Annotated in this window: 6 protein-coding genes; 5 read left to right on the forward strand and 1 reads right to left on the reverse strand. The window is 72.1% G+C overall.

Annotation, left to right across the window (positions count from 1 at the left end):
* Positions 1 to 396 precede the first annotated feature (396 nt).
* The 5 genes from AB0C46_RS34850 (at position 397) to AB0C46_RS34870 (ending at position 17,188) form a co-directional block, all read left to right on the forward strand.
* The gene (locus AB0C46_RS34850) at positions 397 to 957 is read left to right on the forward strand and encodes a DM13 domain-containing protein (protein ID WP_362832876.1); all 561 of its coding nucleotides are present in this window, start codon (positions 397 to 399) and stop codon (positions 955 to 957) included.
* Between the two features lie 242 nt (positions 958 to 1,199).
* Positions 1,200 to 2,834 (forward strand): NAD(P)/FAD-dependent oxidoreductase, encoded by a 1,635-nt coding sequence (locus AB0C46_RS34855; protein ID WP_362832878.1) that lies wholly within the window; start codon positions 1,200 to 1,202, stop codon positions 2,832 to 2,834.
* Between the two features lie 370 nt (positions 2,835 to 3,204).
* Positions 3,205 to 14,565, forward strand: a complete 11,361-nt coding sequence (locus AB0C46_RS34860) for an amino acid adenylation domain-containing protein (RefSeq protein WP_362832880.1) — start codon at positions 3,205 to 3,207, stop codon at positions 14,563 to 14,565.
* Complete coding sequence (locus AB0C46_RS34865) at positions 14,562 to 16,421, forward strand: class I adenylate-forming enzyme family protein (protein ID WP_362832882.1); 1,860 nt, start codon at positions 14,562 to 14,564, stop codon at positions 16,419 to 16,421. Before AB0C46_RS34860 ends, AB0C46_RS34865 begins: the two co-directional genes overlap by 4 nt.
* Positions 16,418 to 17,188, forward strand: coding sequence for a hypothetical protein (locus AB0C46_RS34870; protein WP_362832883.1), 771 nt, complete (start codon positions 16,418 to 16,420; stop codon positions 17,186 to 17,188). The genes AB0C46_RS34865 and AB0C46_RS34870 overlap by 4 nt, the downstream gene beginning before the upstream one ends.
* Before the next feature lie 151 nt (positions 17,189 to 17,339).
* Here AB0C46_RS34870 and AB0C46_RS34875 read toward each other — a convergent pair whose 3' ends face one another.
* A complete protein-coding gene (locus tag AB0C46_RS34875; RefSeq protein ID WP_362832885.1) occupies positions 17,340 to 18,083 on the reverse strand; it encodes an alpha/beta fold hydrolase in 744 nt (247 codons plus the stop codon).
* Between the last annotated feature and the right edge of the window lie 73 nt (positions 18,084 to 18,156).

Below are 18,156 nucleotides of genomic sequence, written 5' to 3' on the forward strand. Positions count from 1 at the left end.
CCCATCGGGGCGTGCGCTGCGGCCGATGCCTCACGGCAGCTGCGGCGTGCACACAACCCGGTGAACCTTCCCGGCCAGAGCACTAGTTCGGAGAATGCAGCACCATGTCCATGACGGCGTAGCCGATCAGGCGCACGAGCCCTCATCAACTTCCCGGATGGTGGAGGGGGTTGCGGTTGACGGCCTGGACGGGTGTCCCGGGTGGTGTGGGCTCGTCGACGAGGCCGCGCCGTCAGGTGATGCTCGCCCGCCTCCTCACAGGGCCCCGTGACCGCCCCATTACCGGAGTCTTACAGGGGCCCCGGATTACCGCGGACGAGCACCTCCACAGGCTTCTCTAAGGGGGATGCCGACGGCTGGTTCCCATCAGCCCATTCGTACGCCCGAGGAGTCCTTGTGTCCCAGTCCTACCGTGTCCGACTGTCCCGCCGCACCGTCCTGACCGTCCTCCTGGCGGTGGTCGTCGCCGCCGGACTCGGGCTCGCTCTCTTCCAGCCCTGGAAGGCGTTCACCGACACAGAGGTGAATGAGGCGTTGCCGGCCTCCTCCTCGACGCAGCCCATGCCGTCGATGAAGGAGTCGGCCATGTCTCCCCGGCCCGACGCCGGGCCGAAGGATCTCACCGAGGGCCGCTTCGTCACCCACGAGCACGCCACCAGCGGAATCGCCCGCACGGTCCGGCTGGCCGACGGCGGCCATGTGCTGCGGCTGGAAGACCTCAAGACCTCGGACGGCCCGGATGTACGGGTCTATCTGTCCACCCGTGACGCCGACGCGGTGAAGAAGGGGCTCGGGGACGGCGCGGTGGAGGTGGGGAAGCTCAAGGGCAATCTGGGCAACCAGAACTACACCGTCCCGGCCGGCACGGACCTGTCGGGGTTCCGCAGCGCCGTCCTCTGGTGCCAGAGGTTCTCGGTCTCCTTCGGCGCCGCCGACCTCTCCATGACGACGGGCTGAGCCCGCTTCGGCCGTGTCGCCCGGGCGACGTGATCCTGGCATTCCGCGGGTCGCCGGAGCACCCGTACTCAGGGGACGTGACCGGGCGACAGGCATCGGCCGGGCCACATGTGGTGCGTTGCCGGCAATCCACCTCAAGTGGGTTACGGGGTAGAGGACTTCCGGGGTACAGGACTTCCCGTCGAGGCGGACGTGCCTCAGGATCGCACCTACGCCCCGCCCCCTCGCCCACAGGAGCACCGATGGACACGACGTCCGCCCCGCCTGCTGCCGCCCACCCGGTCGACGTGGTCGTCGTCGGAGCCGGGCTCTCCGGTCTCTACCAGCTCCACCGGCTGCGTGAACTCGGCTTGGCAACGGTGGTCTTCGAGGCCGGTGACGACATCGGCGGGACCTGGTACTGGAACCGGTACCCCGGGGCGCGCTGCGATGTCGAGAGCATGTCGTACTCCTACTCCTTCTCCCCGGAACTGGACCAGGAGTGGGAGTGGCGCGAGCGCTACGCATCCCAGCCGGAGATCCTGCGCTACATCCACCACGTGGCCGACCGGTTCGACCTGCGCAAGGACGTCACACTGCGTACCCGGGTCACCCGCGCCGTCTACGACGAGGACAGTCACCTCTGGCGGGTCTCCACGGACACCGGACGGACCGTCACCGCCCGGTTCGTCATACTCGCGTCGGGCTGTATGTCGGTCCCCAAGGACCCTGGAATTCCCGGGGCCGACAGCTTCGCGGGGACCTTACTCCACACCGCCCGCTGGCCGCGTGAGGACGTGTCCTTCACCGGCAAGCGGGTCGCCGTGATCGGCACCGGGTGCTCCGGCGTCCAGGCCATCCCCGTCATCGCCGAGGAGGCGGCCGCCCTCACCGTCTTCCAGCGCACCCCGGCCTATGCGCTGCCGGCCCACAACCGCCCGCTGCGCAGCACGGACATCGCGGAACTCAAGGCCCGATACCCCGAGTTCCGGCGAGCCCAGCGGCTGTCGCGAGGGGGGACCGTCTTCGAGCCGCCGACCCGTTCGGCCCTGGAGGCGGACGAGGCGGAGCGCACGGCCGCCTACGAAGCCGCCTGGGACTCGGGCCTGCTGAGCGGACTGCTGCGCACCTACACCGACATCCTCACCGACGAGACGGCCAACGAGACCGTGGCCGAGTTCGTACGGTCCAAGATCCGTTCGATCGTCACCGACCCGGCGACGGCCGAACTGCTCTCCCCGCGCACCTTCCCGTTCGCGACCAAGCGCCCCTGCCTGGACACCGGCTACTACGCGACCTACAACCAGCCGCAGGTGACGCTGGTGGACCTGCGCACGACCCCGATCGAGACGATCACACCCCGCGGCATCCGGACCGCGGACGGGGAGCACACCCTCGACGCGATCGTCTTCGCCACCGGCTTTGACGCCCTGACCGGCTCCCAGCTCGCCGTCGACATCGTGGGCAAGGGCGGGGTGACGCTCCGGGAGAAGTGGGCGGACGGCCCGCGGAACCACCTGGGGCTCGTCTCGGCCGGCTTCCCCAATCTCTTCACCGTTCTCGGGCCCCTCAGCCCGTCCGTGCTCTCCAACATCGCGGTGTCCCTGGAACAGCAGGTGGAGTGGATCACTGACTGCATCGCCCATCTGCGGACGAACGGCCTCACGGAGATCGACGCCGCTCCGGGGGCCGAGGAGGACTGGGGCGCCCATGTGGCGGAACTCGCCGCCCGGACGCTCTACCCGGCCACGGCCTCCTGGTACACGGGAGCGAACGTACCCGGCAAACCCCGCATGTTCCTGGCCTACACGGGTGGACTGGACCGCTACCGGGAAGCGTGCGACGCCGCGGCCCACAGCGGTTACACCGGTTTCGTCCTCTCCACCCTCTCCTCGTGACCGGTCGAGGCTCGTAGCTCTTGGCGCCGGCTGTGCTCACGCGCCGCCCGGGCGGCGCGCACGGGGCCGGTGGCCGCTCCACGCCGGGACAGCGTGAACCAGCCACCGGAGAGGCCCATTCGGCCAGTGGTCCGCGACCTGTCCGGTGGCGCGATCCGGACAACCGTGTGGCGCTGACCATGCGCAGGCGCCCTCCCACCAGCACTTTCGAGAAGGCATCAAGTAAACGTGAGATAGCGCATATTGCCGCGTCTTTACTCTCCCATTGCCTGCTGTGTTTCGATGGGGCAGTCCACTTTTGATCAACCGCCCACATCCGACGGCAGTCGCCGGCGTCACGCCGACAAGACCGATGGGGATGCTCATACTCATGCCCGAAAACAGCCCTGAACTGCACCTTTCCGAGACTCAACTCGGGGTCTGGCTGGCGGAGCGTGCCGGGCACAGCCGCCCGGGCGCCTATCAATGGGCTGAATACCTCGTCCTGGACGGCGATGTCGACGTCGGCCTCCTCGTCTCCGCGGTGACCAGAGCGGCTGCCGACTGCGAGGCGGTCAACGTCCGCATCGTCGAAGCGACGGGTTCCATACCTGTGCAACGGCTTCTCCGGGAGCCGGAACACACCGTCCAAGTGGTCGACTTCCGGGGAGCGTCCGCCCCGGACGCCGCCGCACTGGAGTGGATGCGGGCCGATGTGGCGAAGGCCGGGGGCAGCGACGCCGGGCCGTTGTTCCTGGGGGCCGTGCTGCGGGTCAGCGATGACCGCTCACTGGTGTTCCACCGGGTTCACCACATCGCTCTGGACGGGGCGGGCATGGCCCTGTTCGCCGAACGCGTCGCCGAGATCTACAGCTGTCTGTACGACGGGCGCGCCGTTCCCGGGAGCGGCTGGTCCGGGCTCCGTTCCTTGGCACACGCCGAGGCCGCCTACCGGGAGGCCGCCGAAGGCACCGCGGACCGGGACTGGTGGCTGGCGCGACTGGCCGGGCGGCCGGACTCGCTGAGCCTCGGCACCCATGCGGCCGCGGCCGCGGACCGGTCGCTGCGGCTGACCAGAGTGCTGTCGGCGGAGGAGTTCGCCGGTCTGCGGGACGGTGCGCAACGGCTCGGGCACCGCTGGACCCGGCTGCTCACCGCGGCGACCGCGGTCTACCTGCACGCGGTGACCGGTAGCCGTGATGTCGTACTGAGCCTCCCGGTCGCCGGCCGTCCGGCCGGACTCGCACGGACCGTGCCCGCGATGTCGGCCAACGTCCTCCCCCTGCGGTTGCCCGTCGATCCGGCGGCCCCGCTCGGCACTCTGCTCGACCGGGTCGCCGACGAACTGCGGCTGGTGCGCCGTCACCAGCGGTACCGGGGTGAGCGCCTGCGGCGTGAGCTGGGCTATCCCGAGGACGGCCGGAAGTTCTTCGGTCCGGTGCTCAACATCCAGCGTTTCGACCGGCCGTTGCGGTTCGGTCCGACGACCGCGACCGTCCACAACCTGCAGGCGCCGCCGTCGGAGGACCTCTCGATCGTCGCCTACGACCGTGGCGACGGTGTGCTGCGCCTCGACTTCGACGCCAATCCGGCCAACCACGGCGAGGAGTTGCTGCAGGACGTCGCCGACCGCTTCCTGCACGTGCTGTGGCAGGTGGCGGAGGCCGACCGGGAGACACCGCCGGCGCGGATGACGGCGTCCACGGCGAGGGAGCGCCGGCACACCGCCGCGCTCGGCACAGGTGACCGCACGTCGGCCGCGCCCGCCGGCACGGCCGTCGGCCGGTTCACCGAGCAGGCGTCCCGCACGCCCGACGCGGTCGCGGTCCGCTCGGCCGAGACCGCGGAGCGGCTGACCTACCGCGAGCTGGACGTGCGCAGTTCGGCGCTGGCCGCCGCGATCTCCGCGGCCGGCGCAGGCCCGGAGCGGACCGTCGCGCTGCTGCTCGAACGATCGGTGGACCTGGTCGTCGCGGCGCTCGCGGTGGGGAAGGCTGGCGCGGCCTATGTTCCCCTGCAACGGGACGACGCGGTCTCCCGGCAGGAGGCGGTGCTGTCCGATGCGGGAGTGCGGGTGCTGCTCACCGACCGGGACACCGAGGACGATCGCCTCGTCGCGCTGGCACGGGACCGTGGTGTGCGGCAGCTGGACGTACGGGAGCGGGGAACCGCGGCCGGGGGGTGCCGGGCGACGCCGGATGCGCTGGCGTGCGTGATGTTCACCTCCGGCTCCACGGGGCGTCCCAAGGGGGTCGCCATCACCCAGGGCAACCTGGCCGGGCTCGCCGCCGACCGGTGGTGGTCCGAGGGCGGTGCGGGCCGGGTGCTGCTGCACTCGCCGCACGCCTTCGACGCGTTCAACCTGGAACTGTGGGTGCCGTTGCTGACCGGTGGCGAGGTGGTCGTCGCCCCGCCGGGGAGGCTGGACCCGGCCGGACTGTCCCGGATCACGGCGGCCACCGGGATCACCGGACTGTGGCTGACCGCCGGGCTGTTCCACGCGATCGCCGCCGAGGACCCCGGCTGTCTGGCCGGGCTGCGCCAGGTCTGGACCGGCGGTGATGTGGTGTCCCCGGCGGCGGTGCGCGCCGTGCGGTCCGCGCTGCCGGAGCTCACCGTCGTCAACGGTTACGGGCCCACCGAGACCACGGTGTTCGGGACCAGGTTCGCCGTCGAGGGGATGCCGGAGGAGGCCGGCCCGGTTCCCATCGGTGCGCCGCTGGACGGCAAGCGGGTGCTGCTGCTCGACGACGCGCTGCGGCCGGTACCACCCGGCGTGGTGGGCGAGGTGTACCTCGGGGGTGTGGGGGTCGCGCGCGGCTACCTCGGGCGGCCGGGCGCGACCGCCGAGCGTTTCGTGCCGGACCCGTCGGGTCCGCCCGGCGCCCGCGTGTACCGCACAGGCGATCTGGCCCGCTGGAACCGTGACGGACGGCTGGAGTTCGCCGGGCGGGCCGACGGACAGCTCAAGCTCCGCGGCTACCGGATCGAACCGGGGGAGATCGACGCCGCGTTGCTGGCCCAGCCCGGGGTGCGGCAGGCCGCGACGGTCCTGCGGGAGGACCGGCCCGGAGTGCGCCGGCTCGTGTCCTACGTGGCCGGGTCCGGCGACACGACAGCGCTGCTCAAGGGGGTGGCGGACCGGCTGCCGCCGTACATGGTGCCGTCGGCCGTGGTGGAAGTGGACCGGCTGCCGCTGACCCGCAACGGCAAGCTCGACCGGGCCGCGCTGCCCGCTCCGGACGCCGGGAGCACGGAGCCGGCCAGGGCTCCTCGCACCTCCGCCGAGCACCTGCTGGCCGAGCTGTTCGCCGGCCTCCTCGGCCTGCCCGAAGTCCCGCTCGACCAGGACTTCTTCCAGCTCGGCGGCGACAGCATCAAGGCGATCCAACTCGCCGGTGCGGCACAGCGGGCCGGCCTGGCCATCGGTACCTCGGATGTGTTCCGCACGCCCACGGTCTCGGGTCTGGCCAGTGGCCTCGCGACGGGACCGGAACCGGGACACCGGGTCGCGCTGGGTGACGCGGACGACCCCACCGTCCCGCTGACGCCCGTCATGCACTGGCTGCGGGAACGCGGCGGCCCGGTCGACGGCTTCGTCCAGTCCCTAACCGTGCGTACTCCGGCGGGCATGACCGAAGCGCAGGTGCGCGCGGTGGTCCAGGCACTGGTCGATCACCACGGCATGCTGCGGCTCGCGCTGAGAAGGGTGGACGGGCTGTGGACTGTGGAGGTACTGCCGCGCGCCACCGTCGAGTTGAACCGGCCGGGCACCCTGCTCGACCCCGGGCGCGGGCAGGTGGTCCGCGCGAGCTGGCGGGATCCCGGACCCGCGGCGTCGGGCGAACTGACCCTCACCGTGCACCACCTCGGCGTCGACGGTGTCTCCTGGCGCATCCTCCAGGAAGACCTCCGCACCGCTTGGGAGGCCGTCCGGCACGGGCGCGCACCGCAACTGCAGTCGACGGGGACCTCCTTCCCCCAGTGGGCGAAGGCACTGGTCCAGTACGCGCACCACCCGTCCGTGCTCGGGGATTTCTCCCGGTGGCAGGCGGTACCCGAGGATCCCCCCGTCGCCGGCCGTGCGCTGGACGGCGAGGTGGACACCGAGGACACCCGGCGCCGGCACTCGGCCCCCCTGTCCGGCGCGCTCACCGCGCGTCTGGTGACGGACGCGACCGCGGCCTTCGACTGCTCGGTGCACGAACTGCTGCTGACCGCGTTCGCGCTGGCCGCCGCCGACTGGCGGGAGGGGCCGGACGCGCTGCTGGTGGACCTCGAAGGCCATGGGCGTGAGGAGTTCGCCGCCAACCTGGACCTGTCCCGCACCGTCGGCTGGTTCACCACCCTGTGCCCCGTGGTGCTCGATCCCGGCTGCTCCTGGGCGGACGCCCGTACCGATCCGGCCGCGCTGGACGGCGCGGTGGCCAGAGTGCGGTCCGGCGTACGGGACGCCGCGCGCACCGGTCTGACCTACGGCCTGCTGCGCTACCTCAACCCGCAGACCGGTCCGGCGCTCGCCGCCCGGCCGTCGCCGCAGTTCGCGTTCAACTACCTGGGCCGGTTCGACGTCGGCGGGGACGGCGACTGGGCGGTGCCGGCCGACTCCTCGGTGCTCGACCCGGCCACCGGCGGCAAACTGGCGATGGGCCACACCGTGGAACTCGACGCGGTGATCACCGATCATCCGGACGGCCCCCGGCTCGTCGCGCACTGGTCGTGGCCGGGTGAACTGCTCACCGAAGAGCGGGTCTCCGGGCTCGCGCGCCGGTGGTTCGACGTGCTTGAGGCCCTGGCGCGGCGGGGCCGCGCCCGGGCGACGGGTGAACTGCCCCTGCCGCCGTTGGCACAGGGGCTGCTGTTCCACTCGCTCTACGACCACGACGGCACCGACCCGTACCTCGTCCAGTTCGTCTTCGAGCTCGGCGGAGCGCTGGACCCCGCCAAGCTGCGCGACGCGCTGCACCGCCTGCTGCTGCGCCATCCCCAGCTCTCCGCGGGCGTGCGGCACGGCCCGTCGGGGCGTCCGGTCCAGGTGGTCGTCCCGGACTTCACCGTGGAGTGGCAGGAGATACCCGCGCACGAGGACCTGGAGCGTTTCCTCGACGCCGACCGCAGGCGACGGTTCGACCTCGCCAGTCCCCCGCTGGTCCGCGCGGCCCTGCTGCACCATGCCGACGCGCGGCACACCTTCGTCCTGACCACGCACCACCTCCTGCTGGACGGCTGGTCCATGCCGATCCTGATCAAGGAGTTGTTCTCGCTCTACGCCGGCCACGCGCTCCCGCCCGCGACGCCCTACCGCGACTTCCTCGACTGGCTGTCGACGAGGGACTCCCGCGGGGACGAGGCCGCCTGGCGCGCGCTGCTGTCCTCCCTGGACGGTCCGACGCTGGTCGGCAACGCGGGACAGCGTGGTTCGGCCGCGGCCCGCCACCGGCGGACAGCGGAGCTGGACGGCAGCACGAGCGCGCGGATCGACGCCATGGCACGGCAGCACGGGCTGACCGTCAACGTCGTCGTACAGCTGGCGTGGGCCGTCCTGCTCGGTGCCATGACCGGCCGGGACGATGTGGTGTTCGGTGCGACGGTCTCCGGCCGACCGGCGGAACTGCCCGGTTCGGAACACCTCATCGGCCTGCTGATCAACACCGTTCCGGTGCGGGTCCGCCTCGATCCGCACCGGTCGGTCGCCGAGTGCCTCACCGAGCTGCGCGCCCAGCAACTGTCCATGCTAGACCACCAGCACGCCGACCTGACGCGGCTGCAGTCGATCGCCGGGCATGCCGAACTCTTCGACACCGTCGTGGTCTTCGAGAACTACCCGGTCGACGAGGACGCACTGCGCGCTCTCGTGCCCGGTCTGGAACTCCGGGATGTCCAGGGCCGGGACGGCACGCACTATCCCCTGACGCTGATCGCCATGCCGGGCGACGGTCGTCTGCGGCTCCGCCTCGACCACAGCAGCGACCTGTTCGACGAGGAAGGGGCCCGCCGCCTCCTCGACCGCCTGGGCGCGCTGCTCGACCGGATCACCGCGCATCCGGAGGCGCGGCTGGGGCAGCTCGGTCTGCTGCTCCCGGACGAACAGGAGAAGCCGGCGGACACCGGGGCGCAGACGGCCCCGGTCGCCCTGCCCGCGCTGTTCGAGGAGCAGGTGCGCCGGCGGCCGGCGGCCCCCGCCCTCACCTTCGGGGACACCACTCTGTCGTACGGGGAGCTCAACGCGCGGGCGAACCGTCTCGCGCGGCTCCTCGTGGCGCGCGGCGCCGGGCCGGAACGCCTGGTGGCCCTGGTACTCGGCCGTTCCGCGGACCTCGTGGTCGCGGTGCTGGCCGTGCTGAAGTCGGGAGCCGGGTACCTGCCACTGGACCCGTCCCACCCGGAGGAGCGGGTGCGGCAGGTACTGGCCGACGCCGCTCCCGTGCTGGTGGTGACCGGCGAGCCGCTCGCGGTGCCGGTTCCGCAGATCGTGCTCGACGGCAGCGATCCGGCCGCCCGCTACCCGGCGGACGACCTCGGTCTGGACGTGGACCCCGACACCGTCGCCTACGCGATCTACACCTCGGGCTCCACCGGAGCGCCCAAGGGTGTCGTGGTGTCGCACCGCAACGTCGGGCGGCTGCTCGCGGTCACCGACGCCCGGTTCGGTTTCGGTGACGACGATGTGCACACACTGTTCCACTCCTACGCCTTCGATGTCTCGGTGTGGGAGCTGTGGACGGCGCTGGGCCGCGGTGGCCGCCTGGTGGTGGTGCCGGACGACGTCGCCAGGTCGCCGCGGGAACTCCTGACGCTGCTCGCCCGGGAGCGGGTCACCGCGCTGAGCCAGACGCCGTCGGCGTTCTACCAGCTCATGCAGGCCGAAGCGGAAGCGGGGCCGGGCGCGCTGCCCTCGCTGCGGGTCGTCGTGTTCGCCGGTGAGGCGCTTGAACCCACCCGCCTCCGCTCCTGGCACGGCCCCGGCCGGCCGAGGCTCGTCAACATGTACGGGATCACCGAGACCACCGTGCACGCGACGTACGCCGAGCTGACCGACCCCGACGAGACCGCCGGTGTCATCGGCGCCGCGCTGCCCGATCTGCAACTGCATCTGCTGGACCACGCGCTGCGGCCGGTCCCGCCGGGCTGCCCCGGTGAGATCTACGTGGCCGGTCCCGGGGTGACACGGGGGTACCTGGGACGCCCCGGGCTCACCGCGGACCGTTTCGTCGCCGACCCCTTCGGCGCGCCCGGTGCCCGCATGTACCGTTCCGGGGACCTCGCGCGGCGCCGGGCCGACGGCACGCTGGAGTATCTGGGCCGGACGGATCACCAGGTGAAGATCCGCGGTTACCGGATCGAGCCCGGGGAGGTCGAGCGCGTCCTCGAACGGCACCCCGCCGTGGACCGCGCCGTGGTGCTCGCGGACGCGGATGCCGACGGCGGCCGACTGCTCTGCTACGCCGTGACGACCGGGGATCCGGCACCCGCTGCGCTGCGCGAGTACGCCCGGACGGTCCTGCCCGCGCACATGGTGCCCGCGTTCATCCTGCCGGTCGGCGAGATCCCGCTGACCGGCAACGGCAAGCTGGACCGCAGGGCCCTGCCGCGACCGGAGTCCACGCTGCCGGTGAGCCGCCCGCCGGCGACCGCGCGGGAACGGCTCCTGTGCGCGCTGTTCGCCGAGACGCTGGGGGTCCCCGAGGTCGGCGCGGAGGACAGTTTCTTCGATCTGGGCGGGCATTCGCTGCTGGCCACCCGCCTGATCAACCGGGTGCGGACGGAGACCGGCGCCGAGCTGAGCATCCGTACCCTGTTCGACGCCCCGGTCGTCGCCGACCTGGCGAGGTGTCTGGCGGAGCCGGCCGGCACCTCGCGCGGCGAACTCGCCACGGCCGCACGGCCGGAGCGGATCCCGCTCTCCCCCGCACAGCGCCGGCTGTGGTTCTTCAGCCGGTTCGCCGGCCCCAACTCGGTCTACAACATGTCCTTCGCGATCCGGCTGAGCGGCCCCCTGGCGACGGCACACCTGCACGCGGCGCTCGGCGATGTGCTCGTCCGCCACGAGAGTCTGCGCACCACCGTCATCGAGATCGACGGCGAGCCGCACCAGCGCATCGGCAGCGCGGAGGAGCTGCCGTTCGAGGTGGTGACCACGTCGGAGGCCGAGCTGCCCGACCTGCTCGCCGAAGCGGCCGCGTACGTCTTCGACCTCGGCGGCGAACTCCCGGTCCGGGCCACGCTCTTCGAGACCGCACCCGAGCAGTACGTGCTGCTGATCCTCCTGCACCACATCGCCGCCGACGGCTGGTCGCTGGCTCCGCTGGCCCGCGATCTGTCCACCGCCTACCGGGCACGCGTCGCGGGCGAGGTGCCACGGTGGGCCGGCCACCCCGTGCAGTACGCGGACTATGCGCTCTGGCAGCGCGACACCGACCTCGGCGCCGGGATCGCGTACTGGACGGAGACCCTGCGCGGCGCACCGGAGACGCTGCCGCTGCCGTTCGACCACGCCAGGCCCCAGGTCTCCGCGCACCGCGGCGAGACCGTCGGCTTCACCCTGGACGCCGACCTGCACGCGCGGCTGGGCCGGCTCGCCCGGTCCACCGGCACCAGCTTGTTCATGGTGCTGCACGCCGCGATCGCCGCGCTGCTGTCACGGCTCGGCGCCGGTGAGGACATCCCCCTCGGCACACCGGTGGCCGGGCGGCACGACGAGGCGCTGCACGAGACCGTCGGCTGCTTCGTCAACACGGTGGTGCTGCGCACCGACCTCAGCGGCACGCCGACGTTCGCCGAACTGCTGGAGCGGGTCCGGACCACCGATCTCGACGCCTTCGCTCATCAGGAAGTGCCGTTCGAGCAGGTCGTCGAGGCGGTCAACCCACCGCGCTCGCTGGCCGGCCATCCCGTCTTCCAGGTGATGCTGGCCTTCCAGGACACCCCGCCCGTCGCGTTCGACCTGCCGGGGCTGCACACCGAGCCGGTCGCCGTGCACGGCGGCGCCTCCCGCATGGACCTGCTGTGGAGCCTGCGCCCGCACCACGGCGACCACGGTGCGGAAGCCGGCGTCGAAGGCGAGCTGGAGTACGACACCGAACTGTTCACCCCCGCCTCCGTCCGTCTGCTGCTCGCACGGCTGGAACGACTGCTGCGGGCGGTGGTGGCGCAGCCGTACCGCCGGATCGTCGACCTCCCGGTCCTCGTCGCCGGCGAGCGGGAGCAGATGACCGGCTGCTGGAACTCCACCGCCCACGACGTGCCCAAGACCACCGTGGCCGAACTGTTCGCGGTACAGGTGCGCCGCGTTCCCGACGCACCGGCCGTACGGCACGGGGACACCGTGTGCACCTACCGGGAGCTGTCCGAGCGGGCGGCCCGCATCGCGGCGGAGCTGCGTGCCCGTGGGGCCGGTCCGGGCAGTCTGATCGCACTGGAGCTGCGGCGTGACCCCGACCTGCCCGCCGCGCTGCTCGCGGTCCAGTCGGTCGGGGCCGCCTGGCTGCCCGTCGACCCCGCGCTGCCGCCGCAGCGGATCGCGGCCCTGCTGGCGGACGCCCGCCCCTCGCTGGTGGTGCGCCACGACGACGGGCTCACCGTCACCGCCGGCGCCCGGGAACCGGCGGTCGTGCCGGTGAACACGGCGTACGTGACCTACACCTCGGGCTCCACCGGGCGGCCGAAGGGCGTCATCGTGCCCCACAGCGCGCTGGTGAACCTGGTGCTCGCGCTGCGCGAGCAGCTGGCGGTCGGTGCGGCCGACCGGGTTCTGGCCGCCGCGCCCGCGGGCTTCGACATGTCCCAGCCCGAGCTGTGGCTGCCCCTGGTCACCGGCGCCGCGATGGTGCTCGCCGACCAGGACGCGCTGCGCGAGCCCGACGAGCTGTCCGCACTGCTCGACCGGCACGAGGTCACCGTGATGCAGGCGACCCCGTCGCTGTGGCAGGCTCTCGTGGCCCGGCGGCCGGACCGGCTGCGCCATATCCGCGCGGTCATCGGCGGCGAAGCGGTACCCGCGGAGCTGGCCGGGACGCTGTCCGGCCGCACGGCGTCGCTGCTGGCCTGTTACGGCCCGACGGAGACCACTGTCTGGTCAACCACCCATCCGGTCGGCCGCGTGGCGGGCGCCACGGTGCCGCTCGGGCGTCCCCTGTGGAACACCCGGTGCTACGTCCTCGACGCCCGGTTGCAGCCGGTACCCCCGGGCGTGACCGGCGAGCTCTACCTGGCCGGCGCAGGCGTGGCGACGGGGTACCTGCACCGGCCGGGGCTGACCGCGACCCGGTTCGTCCCGGACCCCTTCGGACCGGAGGGGCACCGGATGTACCGCACCGGCGATCTCGCGTCGTGGACCGCCGACGGGGTGCTGCGCTTCCACGGCCGGACCGACGATCAGGTGAAGATCCGCGGCCATCGCGTGGAGCCCGGTGAGATCGAGGCCGTGCTCGCCCGCCACGAAGCCGTCGACGCGGCCGCGGTGGCCGTACACGACCGGACGGCCGACGACCGCCGCCTGGTCGGCTACGTCGTCCCCGCCGACGCCGATCTGCGCTCGGTGGCCGCGCACCTGGCCGCGCACCTGCCGGACTACATGCTGCCCGCCCGCCTGCTCGGGCTGGACGCACTCCCCCTCAGCACCAACGGAAAGCTGCTGCGCGACCAGCTGCCCGAACCGGACTGGGCCTCCGCGGGAGACTCACCGCCGCCGGAGAACCTGCCCGAGCACCTGATGTGCGGACTCTTCGCCGAGGTGCTGGACCTGCCCCGGGTCGGTCCCGGCGACAACTTCTTCGAACTGGGCGGGCATTCGCTCCTGGCGGCGCGGCTGACCGATCGGGTACGGACGGTGCTCGGGCTGGAACCGACGATCCGGAACGTCTTCGAGGCAGCCACCCCCGCCGCGTTGAGCCGTCTCCTGAACCAGGCATCGCCGGATGGGAGTACCGCCTCGCTTGAGCGAAGCCGAGGGCTTGGGGGCGGGCCGGCGCACCTTGTGCCGTTCCGCACGGGCGGGCCGGCGGCACCGGTGTTCTGCGTGCACCCGCTCAGCGGGATCAGCTGGCTGTACGCGGGGCTGCTGCGGCACATCGACCGGGACCACCCGGTGTACGGCATCCAGGCCGAAGGACCCGGCGGGGTGGGTGATCTGCCCGACAGCATCGAAGCGATGGCCGAGCGCTATCTGGCCCTGGCCCGTTCGGTCCGCCCCAACGGCCCGTACCACCTTGTCGGCTGGTCCTTCGGCGGGTTGGTGGCGCACGCGATGGCGGTCCGGCTGCACGAGCTCGGCGAGCCGGCCGGTTCGCTGTTCCTGGTGGACACGGTCGCCGGCGCCGCGGCCGGATCGGAAGAGCTCATCGACGACCAGCGCGTCTACCGGGTGCTGCTGACGGCCGCGGGCCTGGACGACGACGACCACGACGCCGCGGCGGGCCTCGACTTCGCCGCCGTCTCGGCACGGCTGCGCCGGGAAGGAAGCCTGTTCGCCCGGTTCACCGAGGACGACATCGGCCGTGTCATCGCGGTGTCGCGCCACAACGACCAGCTCGCGCGGGCCTACCGGCCGCCGCACTACCCCGGCGGCACCACCTACATCGAAGCGACGGCGGACGCGCCACGCCACGTCGCGTACCACGAACTGTGGCGGCCCCATGTCGGTGGCGAGCTGACCGTCGGTCACGCCGCCGCGCGCCACCACCGGGTGATGCAGCCGCAGCATGTGCACGATGTCGGGGCCCAGCTCCGCGACCTGCTGAGGAGGCAGCGTTGATCCGCACCGATTCCGGCGCCCTCGCCGAACTGCCCGCGGGCGCACGGGTGGTGATCCGGCTGCCCAACGGCCACGAACTGGCGGACGTACTGCTCGCCTGCTTCGACCGGCGCCTCGTCGCGGTCCCCCTGCACCCCCGCACCACCGACCGGGCGGTCGCGGGCATCGCCGAGCGCGTCTCCGCGGCGGCCCTGGTGGACCGCCACGGGCTGCACCACACCGGCCTGCCCGACGTCCACCCGGCCCCGGACGACCTGGCGTTCATCATGTTCACCTCGGGCTCCACCGGCCCGCAGAAGGGGGTCATGCTCAGCCGGCGAGCCGTCCTGGGCAACGCCGCCAAGACCGCGGCACTGCACGGGCTGGCACCGGAGCGCCCACACGGGACCTGCCTTCCGCTGTACCACTGCAACGCACTGGTCATGTCGCTGCTCGGCACGCACCTCACCGGCACGCCGCTGACCCTGCAGCCCGCCTTCGACCCGGCCGGCTACTTCGCGGCGCTGGACGACAGCGGGGCCAGGACCGCCTCGATCGTGCCCGCCCTGCTGGCGGACCTGCTGGAGGCCGGTCCCGACTGGCCGGACGGCCTGGAGTACCTCATCACCGCGGCCGCCCCGCTGACCAGCGATCTGGCCCGCCGGTTCCACCGCCGGTACGGCGCGCGCCTGCGGCAGGGCTACGGCCTGACCGAGGCGGTCAACTTCAGCTTCACCATGCCGCGGCTCGACGACGCCGAGTTCCGCGATCAGTACCTGGAGCACACACCCCCGGTCGGGGCACCCCTGCCGGACACCGAACTGCGGCTGGAATCCGGTGAAGTGTGGATCAGAACGCCGGACCTGATGACCGGCTATTGGCAGGACAGCCACACCACCGCGGCCGCGGTCACCGACGACGGCTGGCTGCGCACCGGCGACCTGGCCGAACTGCGGGACGGCCTGCTGGTCCTCCGGGGCCGCGCCGGGGAGCGGATCAACCGGGGCGGGGAGAAGCACTACCCGCTCGACCTCGAACACGGCTGGCGCGCGGCCGGTCTGTCCGGCCGGTTCGCCGCGGTCGCGGTGGACGAACCCACGCTCGGCCAGGACTTCGGTCTGGTCGCCACGGAGCAGCCGGTCACCGCCGTACGCGAACTGTACGAACAGGCGCCGCTGCGGCCGTCGGTGATCCAGTTCGGCGGGTTCCTGGCGACTGCCACCGGCAAGCCCCGACGCACGGCGATGAGCCGGGGCCTGGCCGCGCGCCGGCTGGCTCCCGCACGCTACGAACGGTTGCTGTGCCACGCCGCGGCCACCGCGCATGACCTGCTGCGCTCAGTGGCCGAGCACGCCGGCCTGCGCGCGATGGCCGCGTGGTCGGTGGACGGCCGCCCACGGGCAGACACCGAAGCCGTCTTCGGCGCCCTCGACTTCATGCGGGAGCACTGGCACGACGAGGACGATGCCGAACTGTCCCAAGCCAAGGCCCGCTGGCACAGGACGCTCCGCACCGAGTGGCCCCTTACCGCCCACGCAGAACTGACCGCGGACGTGGCGGCCCGCCACGGATTCGAGGCGCCCCCCGTGCCGCTGGGCACCGAGTCCCACGTCGGGGACGGCTCGCTGCTCGTGCTCCCCCACGGGCCCGCGGCCGACGGCCCGGTGTGGCCGCTGGGCCCGCTGCTGTCATTCCTGGACGGTTCCGCCGGGGACGGCGGGACGGATCGCTGGATGTGGCTGACCCGCATGCGCGACCGGGGATCCCCGGCCACGGGCTGCTCGGTACTGCGCGCCGGGCGACACGACCTCGGCGGCGTGCTGTGGGCACAACAGCCGGATTCCGGACCGAACGAGCACGCTGGAGCGACTGGATGACACTCGGCACCGAACCGACCGGACGCATGAAGCAGTCCCCCGACCACGAGGACGAGATCCTCGACATCGAGCGGCACCAGGATCCCGGCAGGAACCAGCTGACTCCGGTGGTGAAACTGCCACCGGACGTCGCCCTGGCCGTGGTCAACGCCCTCGCCGGTCTGGTCCGGGCGGCGCACCGCACGGAGACGGCGAGCCCGGCTCCGGCCGGTGCGCTCAAACGGGCGCAGGAATTCGAAGAAGGCGACGTCTTCCTGTTGGAGCCCCCCTTCGAGGGCTTCTTCGCCGACCGCTACCTGATGGACTTCTACGACACCACCGAGCGCGACATCTGTTCGCGTATGCACCTGCACACCGGGCTGCGGTTCGTCCGGATGATGACGGGTCCGGAGACCACGATCCGGGTCTCCAGCCTGTCCCCGATCACGGTGCGCCCCGCGGCGGCGGGCTGGACCGGCCCGCTGAGCACGTTCACCGACGCGTTGCCCGGCACGCCCACCGGGGTGCACCGAGACCGGCACAACGTGATCGTGCCGCCGAACTCCTGGGTGGACATGCAGATCCCGCGCGGGGTGTCACACCAGTTCAACGCGGTGGGACCGAACGCGGTGATCGACTCGGTGCACCCGGAGGAGTCCATCGAGACCCTGCGCGAAGGAATGTCGGGGTACCGGATGATGGCGCAGACCATCTTCCTCGCCAAGGACAAGAGCCCGGCGACCACCTGCGCCGACACCACCGACCCGCACAACAGCACCCGCCACTGACGTGTGGGCAGCCGTTCTCCGGTGCCTTCGCTGCGCACCGGGCGGCTGCCTGTTCTTCGACCCGGCATGCGGGGGCAACACACGGCTGGCGGCGCGGCGAGATCAGGCGATCAGCAACGCCCAGGGCACGCGGCGGCGCAGGCCACGGCAGTCAGCGCCCGGAAGAGACGGCTGCGTCGAGAGTCCCGGCGAGTTCGACGGGTGTGGACAGCATGGGCCAATGCCCGGTGGGGAGAGGGAAGCGCCGCCACGGTGACTGGTTGAGGAAGGCCAGCGCCGGCATCCCGGCATCCAGCAGGGCCTGTGCGTCGCGGCAGGTGACCACCACGTGGTCGACGTCAGGGCCGAGCTCATCAGGGCGGGTCAGCCGCTGTTCGAAGGTGCGAAACGGCTGCGGCGTGGCCCGGGTGCGCATCAGGTCGCGCTGTTCCTCGCCGAGCCCTTCGAGCGAGCTGAACGCGGCGATGAGCTCGAAGGGCGGCAAGGGCAGCCGCCATCCGTCCCCGTGCTCGGCAACCAGCTTGTGCAGTTGCGCCACCACGTCTTCCGGCATGACGTCGAGCAGGCACCCGCCCCCGGCGAAGGGAGCACTGTCGAGATAGACCACACGTTCCAGTCGCGGCCCGAGCCGGCCCGCAGCGCCGGTGACGGGAACCGCCGCGTAACTGTGCGCCACGAGGGTGACCTCGCGCAGGTCCTGCTCCACGACGAACGCGATGATGTCGTCGATGTGGGTATTCAGGCCCACCTCCGGGGTGGCGAGGGCGGATCGTTCGCCCAGGCCGGTCAGCGTGACCGGCAGCGCCGTGTGGCCGCGCTCCCGCAGCGCCTGCGCGGTGTCCTCCCATGCCCAGGCTCCGAGCCAGGCGCCAGGGACGAGTACGAAGGTAGCCATGCGGTTTCTCCTTTGATTTAAGGGGCTGCGGCGAGAGTAGAGTCCATACAGGACAGTTTCCGCCCTGAAAAGA

The organism is Streptomyces sp. NPDC048637, assembly GCF_040650675.1.
GTDB lineage: Bacteria > Actinomycetota > Actinomycetes > Streptomycetales > Streptomycetaceae > Streptomyces.

Excerpts from the sequence above, each read along its gene's own strand:
- AB0C46_RS34855 (WP_362832878.1), top strand. The coding sequence starts at position 1,200 with ATGGACACGACGTCCGCCCCGCCTGCTGCCGCCCACCCGGTCGACGTG.
- AB0C46_RS34860 (WP_362832880.1), top strand. The coding sequence starts at position 3,205 with ATGCCCGAAAACAGCCCTGAACTGCACCTTTCCGAGACTCAACTCGGG.
- AB0C46_RS34870 (WP_362832883.1), top strand. The coding sequence starts at position 16,418 with ATGACACTCGGCACCGAACCGACCGGACGCATGAAGCAGTCCCCCGAC.
- AB0C46_RS34875 (WP_362832885.1), bottom strand. The coding sequence starts at position 18,083 with ATGGCTACCTTCGTACTCGTCCCTGGCGCCTGGCTCGGAGCCTGGGCA.